Here is a 15,415-nt window from a genome sequence, read left to right on the forward strand (position 1 = left end):
CCCAGCTGCATGCAGCGGATGTGGACCACCGACAAGCGGGGCGGCTATCACGCCGAGTACGGCTATTCCTGCATGGGCTATGAGGTGGCCGCCACTCTGGGCGTGAAGTTCGCGGAACCTAACAACGAGGTCTACTGCGTGGTGGGCGACTCCAGCTTCCAGATGCTCCACAGCGAGATCATGACCATCCAGCAGGAAAAGCAGAAGGTCAACATTCTGGTCTTCGACAACTGCGGCTTTGGCTGCATCAACAACCTGGAAATGAACCACGGCATCGGGAGCCTGGCCACCGANTTCCGCNATACCGACGGCAAAAAGCCCTGCGGGGACCTCATTCCCGTGGACTACGCCAAGATCGGCGAGGGCTACGGCCTGAAGACCTACACCTGCAAGACCATTGCCGAACTGGAGGCCGCCCTGGCCGACGCGAAGAAGCAGACGGTTGCGTGCCTCTTCGACNTGAAGGNCANTCCCAAGACCATGACCGACGGGTATGNATCCTGGTGGAACGTCGGGCTCGNCGACGTGTCTGANANGGAGAGCGTCCGGGAGGCCTGGAAGGGCGTCAAGGAAGGCCGCGACGAGGCGCGGAANTACTGATTCATGGACTGCCCCTTCTGCGGCGCGGAAATGGAGGACGGCGTGCTGCAAAGCACGCACGGAATCCACTACTATCAAGAACCCTGCTTCACCGGCGTGCCGCTTCATTTCAAAGCCAGGAACGAGGCGCTCGGGCAATCGAACGGGCTGTTTCAGCCCCCCTTCATCATAGTTTCCCGATGTGTCTCCTGTAGGAAAATNCTATTTGACTATTAAAAGAAAGGTTGATTATCATGGACAAAGTTCTGAAAATCGGCATCATCGGCTGCGGAGCCATCGGCAAGGACCACTGCCGCCGCATCATCGAGACTGTCCCCGGTGCCACCGTCGTGGCTGTGTCCGACTACGTAGCCGCCGCTGCCGATGAAACCGCCGCCAAATACGGCATCAAATCCTATGGAAACGACTGCGACGGCATGATCAAGGACCCGGATGTGGAAGCCGTGGTCATTACCTCCATCGACCCCACGCACCACGACTACGTCATGAAGACCCTGGCGGAGGAGAAGTGGTGCTTCTGCGAAAAGCCCCTGAGCCAGAACGCCAAGGACTGNGAGGAGATCATCGACCGGGAGCTGGAGATCGGCAAGCGGCTGGTCCNGGTGGGNTTCATGCGCCACTATGACCGGGGCTACGCGGAGATGAAGCGGATCATCGACTCCGGCGAGATCGGCGCGCCCCTGGTCATCAAGGCTTGCCANCGGAACGTTGCCCAGGGCCCGGGCTTCAAGACCGAAAACGGCGTCACCAACGTGGCCATCCACGAGCTGGATATCTGCCGCTGGCTTCNGGACGACGAGTATGAGGACGTCCAGTGCGTCAAGGTCCGCCAGTCCGCCAACTCCGACAAGGGCTATGACAACCCCCAGGTCATGCTGATGCGGACCAAGAAGGGCTGCTTCATCGACGTGGAGGTCCAGGTGGCCGACGGCTACGGCTATGACATCCAGTGCGAGGTGGTCTGCGAAAACGGCACCGTGAAGCTGCCCGACCCCTACGCCGTGGTCCGCCGCTCCCGCCCCGCCGGCTGGGACAGCCTGAACCCCGCCGAGTCCATGCCCATCATGACCGACTGGAAAGAGCGCTTCATCGAGGCCTATGACATCGAGTTCTGCAAGTGGGTGGAGTCCGTCCACGCCGGGAAGCTCACCGGCCCCTCCAGCTGGGACGGCTATGTGGCCTGCGTCGCCGGCGACGCGCTGAACGCCTCCCGGGGCACCTCTCAGTTCCTGAAGGTGGAGACCATGGAGAAGCCGGAGCTCTACANGTAATCCGGAAGCCCGGCAAACGAATTTTCCCAATAATGGCGGAGGACCGGCGCAAGCCGGTCCTCCGTCCCCCTATAGAAACAGTGCCAGGAACTCCACCTTCGAGGCGCTGGTTCTACCTTGAAACGCCCCCCTGGGGCTTTTATTTTTCTCTCTGCTGCTCCATGCGCTCGTTGGTCCAAACCACCTGGTTCCGGCCGAAGCGCTTGGCGTCGTATAGCATGGCGTCCGCCATTTTGAGGTACATGTCGTAAGAGGTCCCCAGCTTGGGCAAAACGGTAATGCCGCCGATGCTGACAGTCACCCACTGGGAAACCTCCGGGTTGTGGGGAATGTGCAGATTCTCCACCGCCTGGCGGACGGCCTTCAAGTGGGTGAAGTCGCTTTCCGCGCTGCCGCCCAGGATCAAGGCCACAAACTCCTCCCCGCCGTAGCGGGCGAAGAAGTCCGTTCCCCGGCGGAGCATGGAGGAGGCGGTTTCAGCCACGGCCTTGATGACCTTGTCCCCCGCGGGATGGCCGAAGGTGTCGTTGTAGACCTTGAACTTGTCAATGTCGAACATGCAGATAGAGAAGNGGACGCCCAGGCGGACGGCGTCCTGCCAGCGCTTGCCGCTGACGGCGTCGTAGCGCCGCCGGTTGGGCACGCCGGTGAGCTGGTCCACCGTGGCCTCCCGCTCAATCTGGGTGCGGTATTGGTAGAGGTTGATATGGGTATGTACCCTGGCCCGGACAATGGCGGGGTGGAAGGGCTTGGTAATATAGTCCACGGCTCCCAGGGTGAGGCCCTGTTCCTCGTGCTGGATGTCGTTGAGGCTGGTGATGAGGATGACCGGCGTGTGCCGGAGAATGACCTCTTCCTGAAGCATTTTCAAAAGCTGAAAGCCGTCGATGCCCGGCATAATCACGTCCAGGAGAATCAGGGAATAGTCCCCGGCCTTTGCCTGCTCCAAGCCTTCCTCAGCAGAGTTGACAACGGTGATTTCGTAATCCGGCTCCAGGATGGAGCTGAGGAAGTTCGCCTGGACAGGACTGTCGTCAATAATCAAAATTTTCTCCACAACAGATTCCTCCCATCATGGATGCGGCTCCGCGGAACAGGTTTCGCCGCGGTGGAAGACAGCCGGATATCCTTACTAGATGGTAATTATATCAAACATTTTCAAAAGAAGGAAGGGCTAACTTGACAAAATTGGAAAATATTTTTCCGGGGCGGAAGGCCTAACCCGCCTGNCGGAACGGGAAAGCGCCCGGCGGTCTGTGAGAACCGCCGGGCGGTTTTTATTTTCGGGTGGGATCGGCCTCCGTGGGGCTGGGGACGGGGTGTTCCTTGTGGTCCACCATGGCGCGGATGAGCTCCACCGTGCCGCCGAGTCCCAGGTAGCTGCTGTTGACGCAGAAGTCATAGCTGTCCACGGCTCCCCAGCGCTGGGAGGAGTAATACTCATAATAGGAGGCCCGGCGCTTGTCCGTTTTGCTGATCAGGGTCCTGGCCTTTTCGGGGGACAGGTCCTGCCGCTGGGCCACCCGGCGGATTCGGTCCTCCAGGGGGGCGTGGATGAAAACGCTGAAATGGTTGGGGTTGCTGGCCAGGGCGTAGTCCGCGCAGCGGCCGATGATGACGCAGGGGCCTTCCTCGGCGATGTGGCGGATGGTGTTGAAGGTGGCGAGATACACCTGCTGCTCCAGGGACTCGCCCGCTCCGGTGCCGGGCAGGGCGAACATGTAGGAATCCATGGCGATGGAGTAGAGCAGGCTCTTGGGACGNTCGTCAAAATTTTCCAGGATTTTCTCGCACAGGCCGCTCTTTTTGGCCGCCTCCTGAAGAATTTCCTTATCATAAAAGGGGATGCCCAGCTCCTTGGCCACGCGGATGCCGACTTCCTTGCCGCCGCTGCCGAACTGTCTTCCGATGGTGATGATGGTCTTCATAGCGGGACCTCCTTTCCGGTCCACTTTATTATACTTCGATTTTTGGAAATCGTCAAATAAAAAACAGAAGGAAAAAGCGCGCAAAAAGAGGGGGAACGAGCGTTCCCGTTCCCCTCCGGTTATATGGCTGCGATAAACGCGCGCTTATTCCTTTTCGAACACGTCCTTGCCCATCTCGCAGATAGGGCAGACCCAGCTCTCGGGGACCTGCTCCCAGGGGGTGCCGGGGGCCACGCCGTTGTCGGGATCGCCCACGGCGGGGTCGTAGACATAGCCGCAGGGGCATACGTACTTATCCATAGCTGTATGNCCTCCCGCTCTTACTTGAAAAACCGCTCCAGCAGGCCCNTGAACGCCTTGNCGTGGCGGGCCTCGTCGCGGGCCATCTCGTGGACGGTGTCGTGGATGGCGTCCAGGTTGTACTGCTTGGCCAGCTTCGCCAGGGCGAACTTGCCGGCGGTGGCGCCGTTCTCGGCNTCTACCCGCATTTCCAAATTTTTCTTNGTGCTGGTGGTCACCACGTCGCCCAGCAGCTCGGCAAACTTGGCGGCGTGCTCGGCCTCCTCATAGGCGGCCTTCTCCCAGTACAGGCCGATCTCGGGATAGCCCTCCCGGTGGGCCACGCGGGCCATGGCCAGGTACATGCCCACTTCGGTGCACTCGCCGGCGAAGTTGGCGTTCAGGCCGTCAATAATTTCCTTCTGAACCTCGGCGGGGACGTCCGCGCCGAAGGTCTTGCCCACGCCCACCACATGCTCGGCGGCCCAGGTCATATCCGCGCCCTGCTCCTTGAACTTCGCGCCGGGAACGCCGCACTGGGGGCACTTCTCCGGGGCGGTCTCTCCCTCATGCACATAACCGCAGACAGGGCAAACCCACTTTTTCATAATTGTATTCCTCCTTAAAATGTAAGACCTCCTGGTCCTGTTCAGTTCGTGTTCTGAGTATAACAGGTTCGGGGACGAACCGCTAGTTGCAAATGCGACAAAACAAAAATTTGATTGAAATTTACGGTTTATTTAAATTTCAGGGCGGCGGAAAAATTGACGGGCAAAAACCCATCAATTTTTCCCATGCCCTCCGGCGGCTCAGTCGTGGTGGTTGATCTCGTACTTCTGCTCCACTTCCTCCAGCCGGTCCAGGTAGGGGCTTTCGGTGCAGCTCATGGAGGGGGCGGCGTTTTTGAACTTCTCCACGGTCATCATGCTGTCCCGGATGGGGGCGATGGTGCCCGCGCCGGCCACGCAGCCGCCGGGACAGCCCATGCCCTCCAGCAGGTAGCCGTCCCGCTTGCCCGCCTTGGCCATGGCCAGCATCTTCCGGCAGTTCTTCAGTCCGTCGCCGTACTCGATCTGGATCTTCCGGTCCGGGTCGATGTGCTTCACGGCCTCCACCACGGCGGCGGCCACGCCCCCGCCCACGGCGAAGCCCCGGCCCATGCCGGTGCCCTCGTCCATCTCGTCCTCCGGGTTGGCCTGGAGCTTGGAAAAGTCGATGTCCGCCGCGTCAAAGATGCCCAGCATCTCCTCAAACGTCAGTACGAAGTCCACGTCGGAGCGGATGGTCCGGCGGTTGGCCTCCAGCTTCTTGGCCGAGCAGGGCCCGATGAAGACCGTTTTAGCGTCCGGGTGGTCCTTCTTCACCATCCGGGCGGTGATGACCATGGGCGTCAGGGCCATGGAGATGTAGTCGGCAAACTCGGGGTAGAGCTTCTTGGCCATGACGCTCCAGGCGGGGCAGCAGCTGGTGCCCATCCAGGGCTGCTTGGCGGGGACCTCCTCCAAAAAGTCGTGGGCCTCCTCCACGGTGCAAAGGTCCGCGCCGATGGCCACCTCCACCACATCGTAGAAGCCCAGCACCTTCATGGCGGCGTGGAGCTTGGCTGGGGTGGCCTCCTTGCCGAACTGGCCCGCAAAGGCCGGGGCCNCGCAGGCNNCGACCTTTTCGCCCTTGTGCAGGGCCTGACAGACCTGGTAGATCTGGCTCTTGTCGGCGATGGCGCNGAAGGGGCAGTTCACCAGGCACATGCCGCAGGAGACGCACTTGTCATAATCGATCTGGGCCCGGCCCAGCTCGTCGGACTTGATGGCGTCCATGCCGCAGGCGGCGGCGCAGGGGCGCTCAATTTTGCTGATGGCCCGGTAGGGGCACTGGTTGAAGCATTTGCCGCATTTGNTGCATTTTTCCTGGTCGATGTGGCAGTGCTTGTCCTTGTCCATGTAGATGGCGTCCTTGGGGCAGACGTNNATGCAGGGGTGGGAGATGCAGCCCTGGCAGTTGTCCGTGATGCGCAGCTGCTTGGGGGGGCAGGCGTTGCAGGCGAAGGGAATGATGTTCACCAGGGGATTTTGGAAGTGCTTCTGGGACTTCTCCGCGGACAAAAGGTCCTCGCTGACGGGGATGGTCTCCCCGGCGAAGCGGATGTTCAGGCCCAGGGCCAGGCGGACCCGCTCCTCCACGATGGCCCGCTCCAGGAACACGTCGTGGCGGTGCTTCGCCACCTCGCCCTGGATCATCTTCAGGGGGATCTGGTCCAAAAGGCGGGGGTCTCCGCCTTCAAAGGCCAGCTTGGCCACCTCTTTGAATACGGTGCGGCGGATGTCGTCAACCGCGCTGTGTACACCTCTCATAGCAGTCTCCTCCTATTTTTCAGGCGGCGCGCCCCGCCTGTTCTTTGTGAAACAAGTAACCATCCCGGTTCAAGCCTATTATAGCGAAGGTCCCGTTATAATGCAAGAGGTTCTTCGTGGCAGGAAACCGATGAACCGGCGCAAAAAAATCCGGCGGACGGGAGAACCCGCCGCCGGCTGCAAAGAGGGAAAAGAAACAGAAAGAGAGGAAATCGTGTCTCCTCCGCAGAGGATGGTCTTAGCATACCCGGAAAATTTGAAATCAATCTGGNTTTTTTATAAATAAACTGTGAATCTTGAACCAAAATTTTTCAGAAAGCTTTCAGCCTGGGGCCGTAAAATTGACAAATGCGGGACCGATGGGATATAATGGCTTCCTGTAAACGACCGTTGGACACTTCCCGGCGGCACGCCGCCGGGCCGGATATAGGAGGACCTTTCATGACCTGGAAAGAAAGACGGACCGTCACCATACTGCTGAGCATCGTCGGAGCGCTGTTCCTGGCCCTGCTCATCGTCTTCGGCATGATTTACCGGGAGGGACGGGAGGAGGCCTTGGCGGGAACGGCCGCGCCCGCGGGCCTTTCCGCCGACGGGAAAGCGGTGGACCCCGGAGCGTATACCGCCCTGCGCTGGTACAACGGGTCGGCCACCCTCTCCTTCGCCCTGGACGAGGAGGGGAAGTGGATCTGGGCCGACGGGCCGGACTTCCCCTTGAAGGACGACACGGTGAACTCCATTCTGGAAGCCCTGTCCTCCCTGAAGTTCCAGCAGGTTCTTCCCGCCGGGGAGGATAAGTCGGAGCACGGCCTGGACACGCCCGCGGCCACCCTCACCGCCTCGGCGGGGGAGAAGGAGCAGACCCTGGCCTTTGGCAAGGCCACCACCGACGGGGACAGCTACTACATGTGCATGAACGGGGACGAGTCCACGGTCTACATCGTGGCGGACACCCTGGTGAAGCTGATGCAGACCCCCATCTACGACATGTGCGCCCTGCCGGAGCTGCCGGATTTGAGCGAGAAGAATCTGCGGGCCATTACCATCCAGGGCCCTGTCCCGGCGGCGGAGGCGGGCGGCGGAGAGGAGGACGGGGAGCCGGAAGCGCCCGGAGAGGAGCCGGAGCGGCCCGCGGTCAGCCTCAACGCCCGGCGCTCCGGCGGGGAGGACCAGCCTGCCCTCTGGTTTGAGGGAAGCGACAACGTCACCGCCGCCCCCCTGATGCAGGACCTGCTCCACGACCTGGCCTCGATGTCCGTGGCGAAATGCGTGGACTACTTCCCCAGCGAGGAGGCGGCGGAGATCTGCGGNTTCCACAGCGCCGACGCCATTTTGAAGGTGGAGTACGCCGCGAACGGCACGGACCAGACCTTCACCCTCTCCGTGGGGGCCCGGATGCCCGACCAGTCCGGCCGCTATGTCCGGCTGGAGGAGGACGGGGCCATTTACGCCCTATCCACCGACAGCATTGACGCGGTCATGACTATCTCTGTGGCGGGGATGCGGGGCGCGGCCCAGGACCCCGCCCCGGCGGAGGGGCAGGAGAACTCCCAGGAATAAGGAGGAACGCCCATGCGGGTGCTGGTAATTGAGGATGAGGTAAGGCTTGCCGCCACGCTCCAGGACCTGCTGGAGCTTAGCGGCTACACCGCCGACGTGCGCCACGACGGCGAGTCCGGCCTGGACGACGCCCTGACGGGCATTTACGATGTGATCTTACTGGACGTGATGCTGCCCAAGCTGGACGGCTTCGCCGTGCTGCGCCGCCTCCGGGAGGCGGGGACCTCTACGCCGGTGCTGATGCTCACCGCCCGGTCGGAGGTGGCCGACAAGGTGGAGGGGCTGGACCGGGGGGCGGACTACTATTTGACCAAGCCCTTCGACCCCAAGGAGCTGCTGGCCTGCGTCCGGGCCCTGACCCGGCGGCAGCCGGAGCTGCGGGACCCGGAGGCCCTGGAGTTCGGCGGCGTGCGGCTGGATAAGGGCAGCTTTACCCTCTCCTGCGGGGAGAAGTCCGTCCGGCTGAGCCGGAAGGAGTTTGACATCTGCGAGCTTTTGATGCTGAACCGGAACCTGGTGCTGACCAAGGAGTCGCTGCTGCTGAAAATCTGGGGCTATGAGTCCGACTCGGAGGACAACAACGTGGAGGTTTACATCTCCTTCCTGCGCAAAAAGCTGGCCCACATCGGCGCGAACGTCCGCATCCGCACCATCCGCATGGTGGGCTACTGCCTGGAANAAGGGGGCTGAAACGCCTGTTTCGTCAACTGTGAGTTCCGCCCATCNTATCCACAGCCGTCNGGCGGTTTTACACAANTTCCACAAACTTATCAACAAGGGGTATGGGAGGCATGATTCGTAAGCTCCGGCTNAAATTTGTGGCCGTCTGCATGGCCATGGTCACCGCCGTGCTGGCGGTGGTGTGCTTCGCCATCTTCGCCGCCCTCCGGGGGAATGTGGAGGACTTGAGCCGGGAGGTGCTCCACCGGGTCNTTCAGGAGGACCCCGGCGGCCGAAGGCCGGAAATTGGCGTGGAGATCGGCGGGGACAAGGTGCTGCTGCCCTATTTCACCGTCAGCGTCTGGCCCGGCGGCGGGGGAGCCTACACCGCCTACGTCACCGGCGGCACCTACGCCGCTCTGGAGGACACGGCGGAGCTCACCGCCATTTTAGAGGACTGCCTGGGCCAGNAGCCCCCGGAGGGCGTGATTCAGAGCTACAGCCTCCGCTATCTCCGGCGGGACAACGGGCTCTATCAGAGGATGGCCTTTGTGGATATGTCCATGGAGCGGGCCATGCTCCGGGAGATGATGGGGTCTTATCTGCGCATCGCCCTGGCGGCCTTTCTGCTGCTGCTGGGAGTCTCGGCGACCCTGGCCCGGTGGGCGACGGGGCCGGTGGAGCGGGCCTGGCGGCAGCAGCGCCAGTTCCTCTCCGACGCCTCCCACGAGCTGAAAACACCGCTGACGGTGATTCTCTCCAACGCGGAGCTTCTCTCCGCCCTGCCCCTGGAGGAGCGGCCCGCCCGGTGGACGGACAACATCCTCTCCGAGTCCCACCAGATGAAGCGCCTGGTGGAGGAGATGCTGACCCTGGCCCGGNCGGACAACCNGGCCCAGAGNNCCGTTTTGGCGGAGGTCTNCTTGTCCGACGTGGCGGAGGACTGCGCCCTGGCCTTCGAGCCGGTGGCCTTTGAGGCGGGGAAGCCCCTGGAGTACCATGTGGCGGAGGGCGTCACGGTGCCGGGGGACGGGGATAAGCTCCGGCGGCTGGTTTCCATCCTGCTGGACAACGCCGTGAAGTACGGCGCGGAGGGGGGAACCATCACCCTGGCCCTGGAGAAGACGGATCGCCAGGCAAGGCTGACGGTCTCCAACCCCGGGGAGCCCATCCCGGCGGAGCAGCTCAGCCGGCTTTTTGAGCGGTTCTACCGGGCGGACGCCTCCCGGGGGGAAAAGAGCGGCTTCGGCCTGGGGCTGAGCATCGCCGCGGTCATTGCCCAGGAGCACAAGGGAACCCTGAAAGCCGAGAGCGGCGGGGAGGGGACGCGGTTTTTGTTTACCCTGCCGCTGAGAAAATAGGGCTTTAGCGCCTTGACCTTTGGGCGCTTTTACGGTAAAATAGAATTATCCCAGCCAGGAAAGGAGCGTTTCAGCATGGGAATGACAGACAGCCAATTCAAGGCCTTTATCCGTTTTGTGCTGGACAGCTTGCAGGAAGTGAAAAAGGAAAAGGACCCGGCGGCGCGTGAGGAAAGGCTGAATAAGGTCATTGACAACCTGCAAAAGGCCCTGGAGGACTGACATAGTGGAAAGGCGGGGAGCTTCCCCGCCTNTTTTAATCGTAAGAAATTCATAAGAATTTTGTGAAGCCGTTCGTAAGATTTGCCTGTTATCCTATACACAGCTTAAGGGAGGAAGCCCGATATGAACGAATGTATTTTAGTCGTGGACGACGACCCGGAAATCGTGAACGCCANNGCCATCACCCTGGAGCGGGAGGGCTATCCGGTCCGCAGGGCCTACGACGGCCTCNAGGCCGTGGATGAATGCCTGGACCCCGCCGTGAAGCTCATCCTCATCGACGTGATGATGCCCAGGCTGGACGGCCTCAGCGCCCTGCTCCGCATCCGGGAGAGGCGGAACCTGCCGGTGATCGTCCTCTCCGCCAAGAGCGAGGACACGGACAAAATCCTGGGCCTTTCCATGGGGGCCGACGACTACGTCACCAAGCCCTACAACCCTCAGGAGCTCATCGCCCGGGTGCGGAGCCAGCTTCGGCGGTACACGTCTCTTGGCGACATCAACGCCGAGGGGCGGCAGGGCCTTCTGGTGAACGGGCGGCTCAGCTACGACCCCGCCGGGCGGATTCTCCGGGCCGACGGGGACGAGGTGAAGCTCACCCCCACGGAGAGCAAAATCGTGGACCTGCTCTTCCGCCACCCCGGGCAGATTTTCCCCGCCGAGGAAATCTACCGCCGGGTGTGGAACGAGGACGCGTTTTCCTGCGAGAACACGGTGATGGTTCACATCCGCCGCATTCGGGAGAAGATCGAGCTGAATCCCAAGGAGCCAGATTATATTAAGGTGGTGTGGGGCATTGGATACAAATTGGAACAGCACGGATAAGGACCCCGGCGGGGCCCTGGAGCAATTTGTGGCGGAGGAGGTCCGGGAGGCCGTGGAGGCGGGGAAGAGCGTGAAGGTCCTCCGCCCCGGCGGGCGGGTCAAGGCGCTGGCCGGTTTTCTGGCCTTCTTCCTGGGAATGACGCTGGCCCTCTCCGCCCTGGGAGCGCTGGGTAACCGGATCGCCTGGGAGCGGGACCCCTCTCCCCGGTGGGAGTGGGACTGGCAGGAGACGGACGCCTTCCGGGACGAGGTTTCCCACTATCTCTGGGAGTTTTTGACCATCGGGGCCGGGGGAACAGTGGACTNCTACGATGGGGCGTACNACTGGGACGGCGGCTACAACAGCGCGGTGGTGGTGGAGCAGGAGGCCATTCGGACCTGGTGGGGCTTTGGCGAGGCTGCGGAAGCCACGAGGGTGGAGCAGGGAACGCTGGAGACNGTTCCCCCNGCGGANCCGGAGAAGGAGCTGGAGAAGGAGCCGGACGCGGCCTATCAGGCGGACAAGAACGTCCTCTATTACATCCGGAACGGAGAAATAAAGAACGGGAAGGTCTACAGCAATATGGACGCCGGCCTGGACAAGCTGCTGGCCCGGTCCGTGGAGGGGTACAACTTCTACCTTCAGTTTGTGAACGGCAGGGTTTCTATCTTCAAGGACGGCCAAACCCGGGACGTATACGGAGACGGATACTACGACGGCGATTCCCGGTGGTTTGTCCCCGGCTACGACAACTTCCCTGTCAGCGAACAGCTGGAGGGGGTCAAGGTGGTCATGGCCGTCCGGGAAACGCCCATCCCGTACTACAGCGCCGACTACAAAACCGGCGGCACCAGCTATNNCNACGCCTTTTACAGCCTCGCCCGNCANGTGGANGAAAGCGAGTCCNTCTACTATACCCAGGGTCTGCTGCTGTTTATCGCCATGTGGTGCCTGGTTCTCTGGGCCCTGCTGCGCAAATCCGTGGAGCCGGTGAACCGGAAAATCGCATCCTGGACCCGGCATGTCTGGACGGAGGTCCGCTTCCTGCTGGCAGCGGCGTGCCTGCTGTGGGCCTTCCTGCCGGGCCTTTGCAATCTGGACGTGGTTTATAAGCTTCTTTACAGCTATGGCTGGGAGGGCGGGTATTCCTTCGCCGCCTGGGGCATGGCGGTCCTCCGGCTGGTTACCATGAACGTCCCGGCCCTCATCGCCCTCTTTTGGCTGTGGCGGCTGCTTCGCAACGACCATAAGCNCAACCCCGGGGAGGTCCGGNGGTCCCTCCTCCGCACTCTTTTTCGCTTCCTCCGGACAAGGGACCTGAAGCGGCCTGTTGAGAAGCGGCTGAGCCGGAGCGGCGGCCTGGTGCTGCTGGTGCTGCTGGCGGGCTTTGCCCTCTCCCTGTTCCCAATGGCCGTCCTGGTCAATTTTGTGCGGACCCACCCCGGCATCTGGGGATGGTGCCTGCTTCTCCTGGCCTGCCTTTTGGAGGTGCTGCTGGTATGGGCCCTTTGCTGCGCCTGGTGGAGCCGGGGGCTGGCCCGTGATATCGCCGCCCTGGCGGACCAGGTGGAGGCCGTCCGGGCCGGGGACCTGGAGAGGCCCCTGGTCCTCCCGGAGGACGCGNACCTGCGCCGGACGGCGGAGAGCCTCAACGACATCCAGGCCGGGATGCGGGCCGCCCTGGCCGAGCAGACCCGCAGCGAGCGGATGAAGGTGGAGCTGGTGAGCAACGTCTCCCACGACCTGAAAACCCCTCTGACCTCCATCCTCTCCTACGCGGAGCTCCTCCGGCAGGAGGACCTGCCCCCGGCGGCGGCGGACTACGCAAAGATCATCGACCAGAAGGCCCAGCGGCTGAAAACCATGGTGGAGGACGTGTTTGACATCAGCAAGGCGGCGGCGGACCAGCTCCCCGTCCATCTGGAACGGCTGGACCTCGCCAAGCTCCTCCGCCAGACCCTGGCGGACATGGACGGCCCCATTCAGGCAAGCGCCCTTACGTTCAAGGCGGAGCTTCCCGAGGAGCCGGTGATGATTACCGCCGACGGNAGACGGCTNNANCGGGTGTTCCAGAATCTTNTCGACNACGCNCTGCGCTACGCCCTGGAGGGCAGCCGGGTGTATCTGACCCTGAAAACGGCGGAGGGAACCGCCGAGGCCAGCATCCGCAGCACCTCCCGCAGCGAGCTCCCCGAGGGGGTGGACTTCACCGCCCGCTTCGTCCGGGGGGACGCCAGCCGCACCGACGGCGGCAGCGGCCTGGGGCTGAGCATCGCCAAGAGTTTTACGGAGGCCTGCGGCGGGAGTTTCCGGGTGGAGACGGTGGCGGNTTTGTTCACAGCCGTTGTGACGTTCCCCACGGAACAGGAAGGACAGGAGGCATGATCGCAATGAAAAAAACTGCGGCGGGACGAAGGACAGCACGGCGGTTCAAAGCGGCTCTCTGGAGCGCGCTGCTGGCGGCGTGCCTGGCCGGGTGCGCCGCCCCGGCGGAGGCATGGGACAGCGGCGCGGCGGCGGGTGGGTCCTTGGTGGCGCTCTCGGAAGACGGCGGAGAGGACCGNGAGGCATCTCGGNCGGAGCTCTTTTTACCCTACGCCCCCTTCGGCCTGCGCTACGACGCCGAAAAAGACGAGCTCTGGTTTGACGGCCAGCTGGTGCGGTGGTTCGAGGACTACNACCCCCTCTCCGAGGACGGCGCCCAGGCCGGGCTGGACTTCTTCAACGAAAACGGCGTGGTGGACGTGTACGCCGTCCGGGACCGGAGCGGGCTTGCCCGCCGCGCCGACGGCTCCTATGACCCCGGCGGGACGCTGGTGGGGGTGGAGGCGTTTTCGGAGGAGGCGTTTGCCGCCCGGGACGTGGAGGCCCTCCGGCATTCCGCCCCCGTCACCGCCGTGGCCGGAGACGGGGAAGGGTCCGAANAGGAGCTGAACGCCATCGCGGAGGGCTACGCGCCCTTTGGCGTCACCTATGACGCCGAAGAGGACCAGTGGTACTACAACGGAGAGGCGGTGTGCTTTTTCCGGGACGTGCTGACCTCCAACGGGAAGAGCNTGACCGGCGGAGGGTTCCGGGGAGCCATGCGGATCCTGTCCAGCGCGGAAGGCACGGTCCGCATTGAGACCGTCCGGGATTTCACCCGTCCCGATTTCCAGGGGNACGGAACCCTGATGGGTATTCAAATCATAGAGGATGCGTGAGCGCAAAAGCGGGCCGCCCCCTTGGGCGGCCCGTTTTTTGTCACACCTCTCTCGCTTCCGTTTCCGGGCAGTACAGCACCTGCACCCCGCAGTCGTCCCGGAGCTTCTCCCGGCGGACGCTCTCCGCCAGAATCAGCCCCGCCAGGTCCTGGGGGTCGTCTCCGATCCAGCCTGCCAGGAGGTTTAAAAGCCACTCGTCCTCCGCCGGGTCCGCCACGCCGTCGCTGACCATGACGGCGAAGCCGCCGGGGGCCAGGGGGGCCTTCGTCACGTCCGGCGGCGGGCCCTGGAGCCCCACGGGAAGGCTGGCCCCGGTAACCCGCCGGACCACGCCCCCCCGCTTTAGGTAGCTGGGGGCCGCGCCGCACTTGTAGAAGGACGCCTCCCGGGCCCTGGGGTCGTAGACGCACAGGTCCACGGTGGTGAAGGCCCCGCTGTCCGCCCCCCGGAGGCCCATGGCGGAGTTCAGGGTTTTCAGCGCCGCCTCCGGGGCCACCCCGGCCTCCAAAAACTGCTGGAGCAGGCGGCAGACCAGGGCGGACTCCTTCCGGGCGGGCTCGCCGCTGCCCATGCCGTCCGCCAGCAAAAGGCACCAGAGGCCCTGGTCCGTGCGGAAGGAGGCCACGGTGTCCCCGCAGACCGTCTCCCCCTCCTTGGGCCGGAGGGCGGCCCCCACCCGGCAGGGGCTTCCCGCCGCCATGGCGGGGGCGGCGGCCTCCAGCCCGGCGGCGGTGGCGGTCAAAAGCTCCGAGAGCTGGGCGTACTGCCCCCGGGCGCTGCGGCGGGTTTCCTCCAATTGCCGCCGGTACTGCCGCCGGAGGAGAAAGGCGGAAAGCTCCGCGTTGATGGCGGCTAGGAGGTCCGGCAGGTGGATGCAGCGGCCGGTGAAGTACTCCGGGAAATCCTTGGCCAGGGCCCGGCCCCGCTCCAGTAAGTAAGGCGTGGCGTCGTTCATGGCGTTGAAGGTGCCGGTGTAGTCCTTCTGCCAGCAGAGCTCACACAGGGAGCAGCCCCGGCAGACCTTCTCGGCGGAGCGGTCGAAGACGATGGCGGGGTTTTCGTCCGCCGCGGGGGGCGCGGAACGGCCAATGCTGTCGTACAGGTCCCGGAGAGCCGCCGCTGCCCGGTCCAGCCGCTGCCGCCAGGGGGCGGGGGATTCCTCCGCCGCTTCCTTC

The 15,415-nt window shown here is 63.2% G+C and carries 15 protein-coding genes; 9 read left to right on the plus strand and 6 right to left on the minus strand.

Annotation, left to right across the window (positions count from 1 at the left end; all coding sequences use genetic code 11):
- The 3 genes from JX325_RS05765 to JX325_RS05770 form a co-directional block, all read left to right on the plus strand.
- On the plus strand, nt 1–600 hold a 600-nt coding region (locus JX325_RS05765), incomplete at its 5' end, for a thiamine pyrophosphate-dependent enzyme (RefSeq protein ID WP_243413946.1).
- A 3-nt stretch (nt 601–603) separates the two neighbouring features.
- Nucleotides 604–816 (plus strand): PF20097 family protein, encoded by a 213-nt coding sequence (locus JX325_RS18655; protein WP_374220590.1) that lies wholly within the window; start codon nt 604–606, stop codon nt 814–816.
- Nucleotides 817–833: 17 nt separating this feature from the next.
- The gene (locus tag JX325_RS05770; protein WP_204790208.1) at nt 834–1,871 is read left to right on the plus strand and encodes a Gfo/Idh/MocA family protein; all 1,038 of its coding nucleotides are present in this window, start codon (nt 834–836) and stop codon (nt 1,869–1,871) included.
- 139 nt (nt 1,872–2,010) lie between these two features.
- Here the strand turns inward: JX325_RS05770 and JX325_RS05775 are convergent, their stop codons facing one another.
- The 5 genes from JX325_RS05775 to JX325_RS05795 form a co-directional block, all read right to left on the minus strand.
- Nucleotides 2,011–2,928, minus strand: coding sequence for a diguanylate cyclase (locus JX325_RS05775; RefSeq protein WP_204790209.1), 918 nt, complete (start codon nt 2,926–2,928; stop codon nt 2,011–2,013).
- A gap of 220 nt (nt 2,929–3,148) precedes the next feature.
- The gene (locus tag JX325_RS05780) at nt 3,149–3,799 is read right to left on the minus strand and encodes an AAA family ATPase (RefSeq protein WP_204790210.1); all 651 of its coding nucleotides are present in this window, start codon (nt 3,797–3,799) and stop codon (nt 3,149–3,151) included.
- A 144-nt stretch (nt 3,800–3,943) separates the two neighbouring features.
- The gene (locus JX325_RS05785; protein ID WP_204790211.1) at nt 3,944–4,099 is read right to left on the minus strand and encodes a rubredoxin; all 156 of its coding nucleotides are present in this window, start codon (nt 4,097–4,099) and stop codon (nt 3,944–3,946) included.
- 20 nt (nt 4,100–4,119) lie between these two features.
- Nucleotides 4,120–4,686 (minus strand): NADH peroxidase, encoded by a 567-nt coding sequence (locus JX325_RS05790; protein WP_204790212.1) that lies wholly within the window; start codon nt 4,684–4,686, stop codon nt 4,120–4,122.
- A gap of 201 nt (nt 4,687–4,887) precedes the next feature.
- The gene (locus tag JX325_RS05795; RefSeq protein ID WP_204790213.1) at nt 4,888–6,429 is read right to left on the minus strand and encodes a 4Fe-4S dicluster domain-containing protein; all 1,542 of its coding nucleotides are present in this window, start codon (nt 6,427–6,429) and stop codon (nt 4,888–4,890) included.
- 441 nt (nt 6,430–6,870) lie between these two features.
- Between JX325_RS05795 and JX325_RS05800 the strand changes: the two genes are divergently transcribed.
- The 6 genes from JX325_RS05800 to JX325_RS05825 all read left to right on the plus strand — a co-directional run bounded on the left by JX325_RS05800 (nt 6,871) and on the right by JX325_RS05825 (nt 13,422).
- Nucleotides 6,871–7,989, plus strand: a complete 1,119-nt coding sequence (locus tag JX325_RS05800) for a DUF4340 domain-containing protein (RefSeq protein ID WP_204790214.1) — start codon at nt 6,871–6,873, stop codon at nt 7,987–7,989.
- A gap of 12 nt (nt 7,990–8,001) precedes the next feature.
- A complete protein-coding gene (locus tag JX325_RS05805) occupies nt 8,002–8,679 on the plus strand; it encodes a response regulator transcription factor (protein ID WP_204790215.1) in 678 nt (225 codons plus the stop codon).
- Between the two features lie 101 nt (nt 8,680–8,780).
- Nucleotides 8,781–10,010: a cell wall metabolism sensor histidine kinase WalK gene (locus JX325_RS05810; RefSeq protein WP_204790216.1), complete on the plus strand. Its 1,230-nt coding sequence runs from the start codon at nt 8,781–8,783 to the stop codon at nt 10,008–10,010.
- Nucleotides 10,011–10,085: 75 nt separating this feature from the next.
- Complete coding sequence (locus tag JX325_RS05815) at nt 10,086–10,232, plus strand: hypothetical protein (protein WP_204790217.1); 147 nt, start codon at nt 10,086–10,088, stop codon at nt 10,230–10,232.
- Nucleotides 10,233–10,355: 123 nt separating this feature from the next.
- Nucleotides 10,356–11,057: a response regulator transcription factor gene (locus JX325_RS05820; protein ID WP_204790218.1), complete on the plus strand. Its 702-nt coding sequence runs from the start codon at nt 10,356–10,358 to the stop codon at nt 11,055–11,057.
- On the plus strand, nt 11,029–13,422 hold the full coding sequence (locus tag JX325_RS05825) for a HAMP domain-containing sensor histidine kinase (protein ID WP_204790219.1): 2,394 nt from the start codon (nt 11,029–11,031) through the stop codon (nt 13,420–13,422). Before JX325_RS05820 ends, JX325_RS05825 begins: the two co-directional genes overlap by 29 nt.
- Before the next feature lie 858 nt (nt 13,423–14,280).
- Here JX325_RS05825 and JX325_RS05830 read toward each other — a convergent pair.
- A partial coding sequence (locus JX325_RS05830) for a SpoIIE family protein phosphatase (protein ID WP_204790220.1) occupies nt 14,281–15,415 on the minus strand: 1,135 nt, incomplete at its 5' end.

The organism is Oscillibacter sp. CU971 (assembly GCF_905219725.1).
GTDB lineage: Bacteria > Bacillota > Clostridia > Oscillospirales > Oscillospiraceae > Oscillibacter.

Bases quoted from the DNA above. Each gene is read 5' to 3' on its own strand.
- JX325_RS05785 (WP_204790211.1), bottom strand. From the start codon at position 4,099: ATGGATAAGTACGTATGCCCCTGCGGCTATGTCTACGACCCCGCCGTG.
- JX325_RS05815 (WP_204790217.1), top strand. From the start codon at position 10,086: ATGGGAATGACAGACAGCCAATTCAAGGCCTTTATCCGTTTTGTGCTG.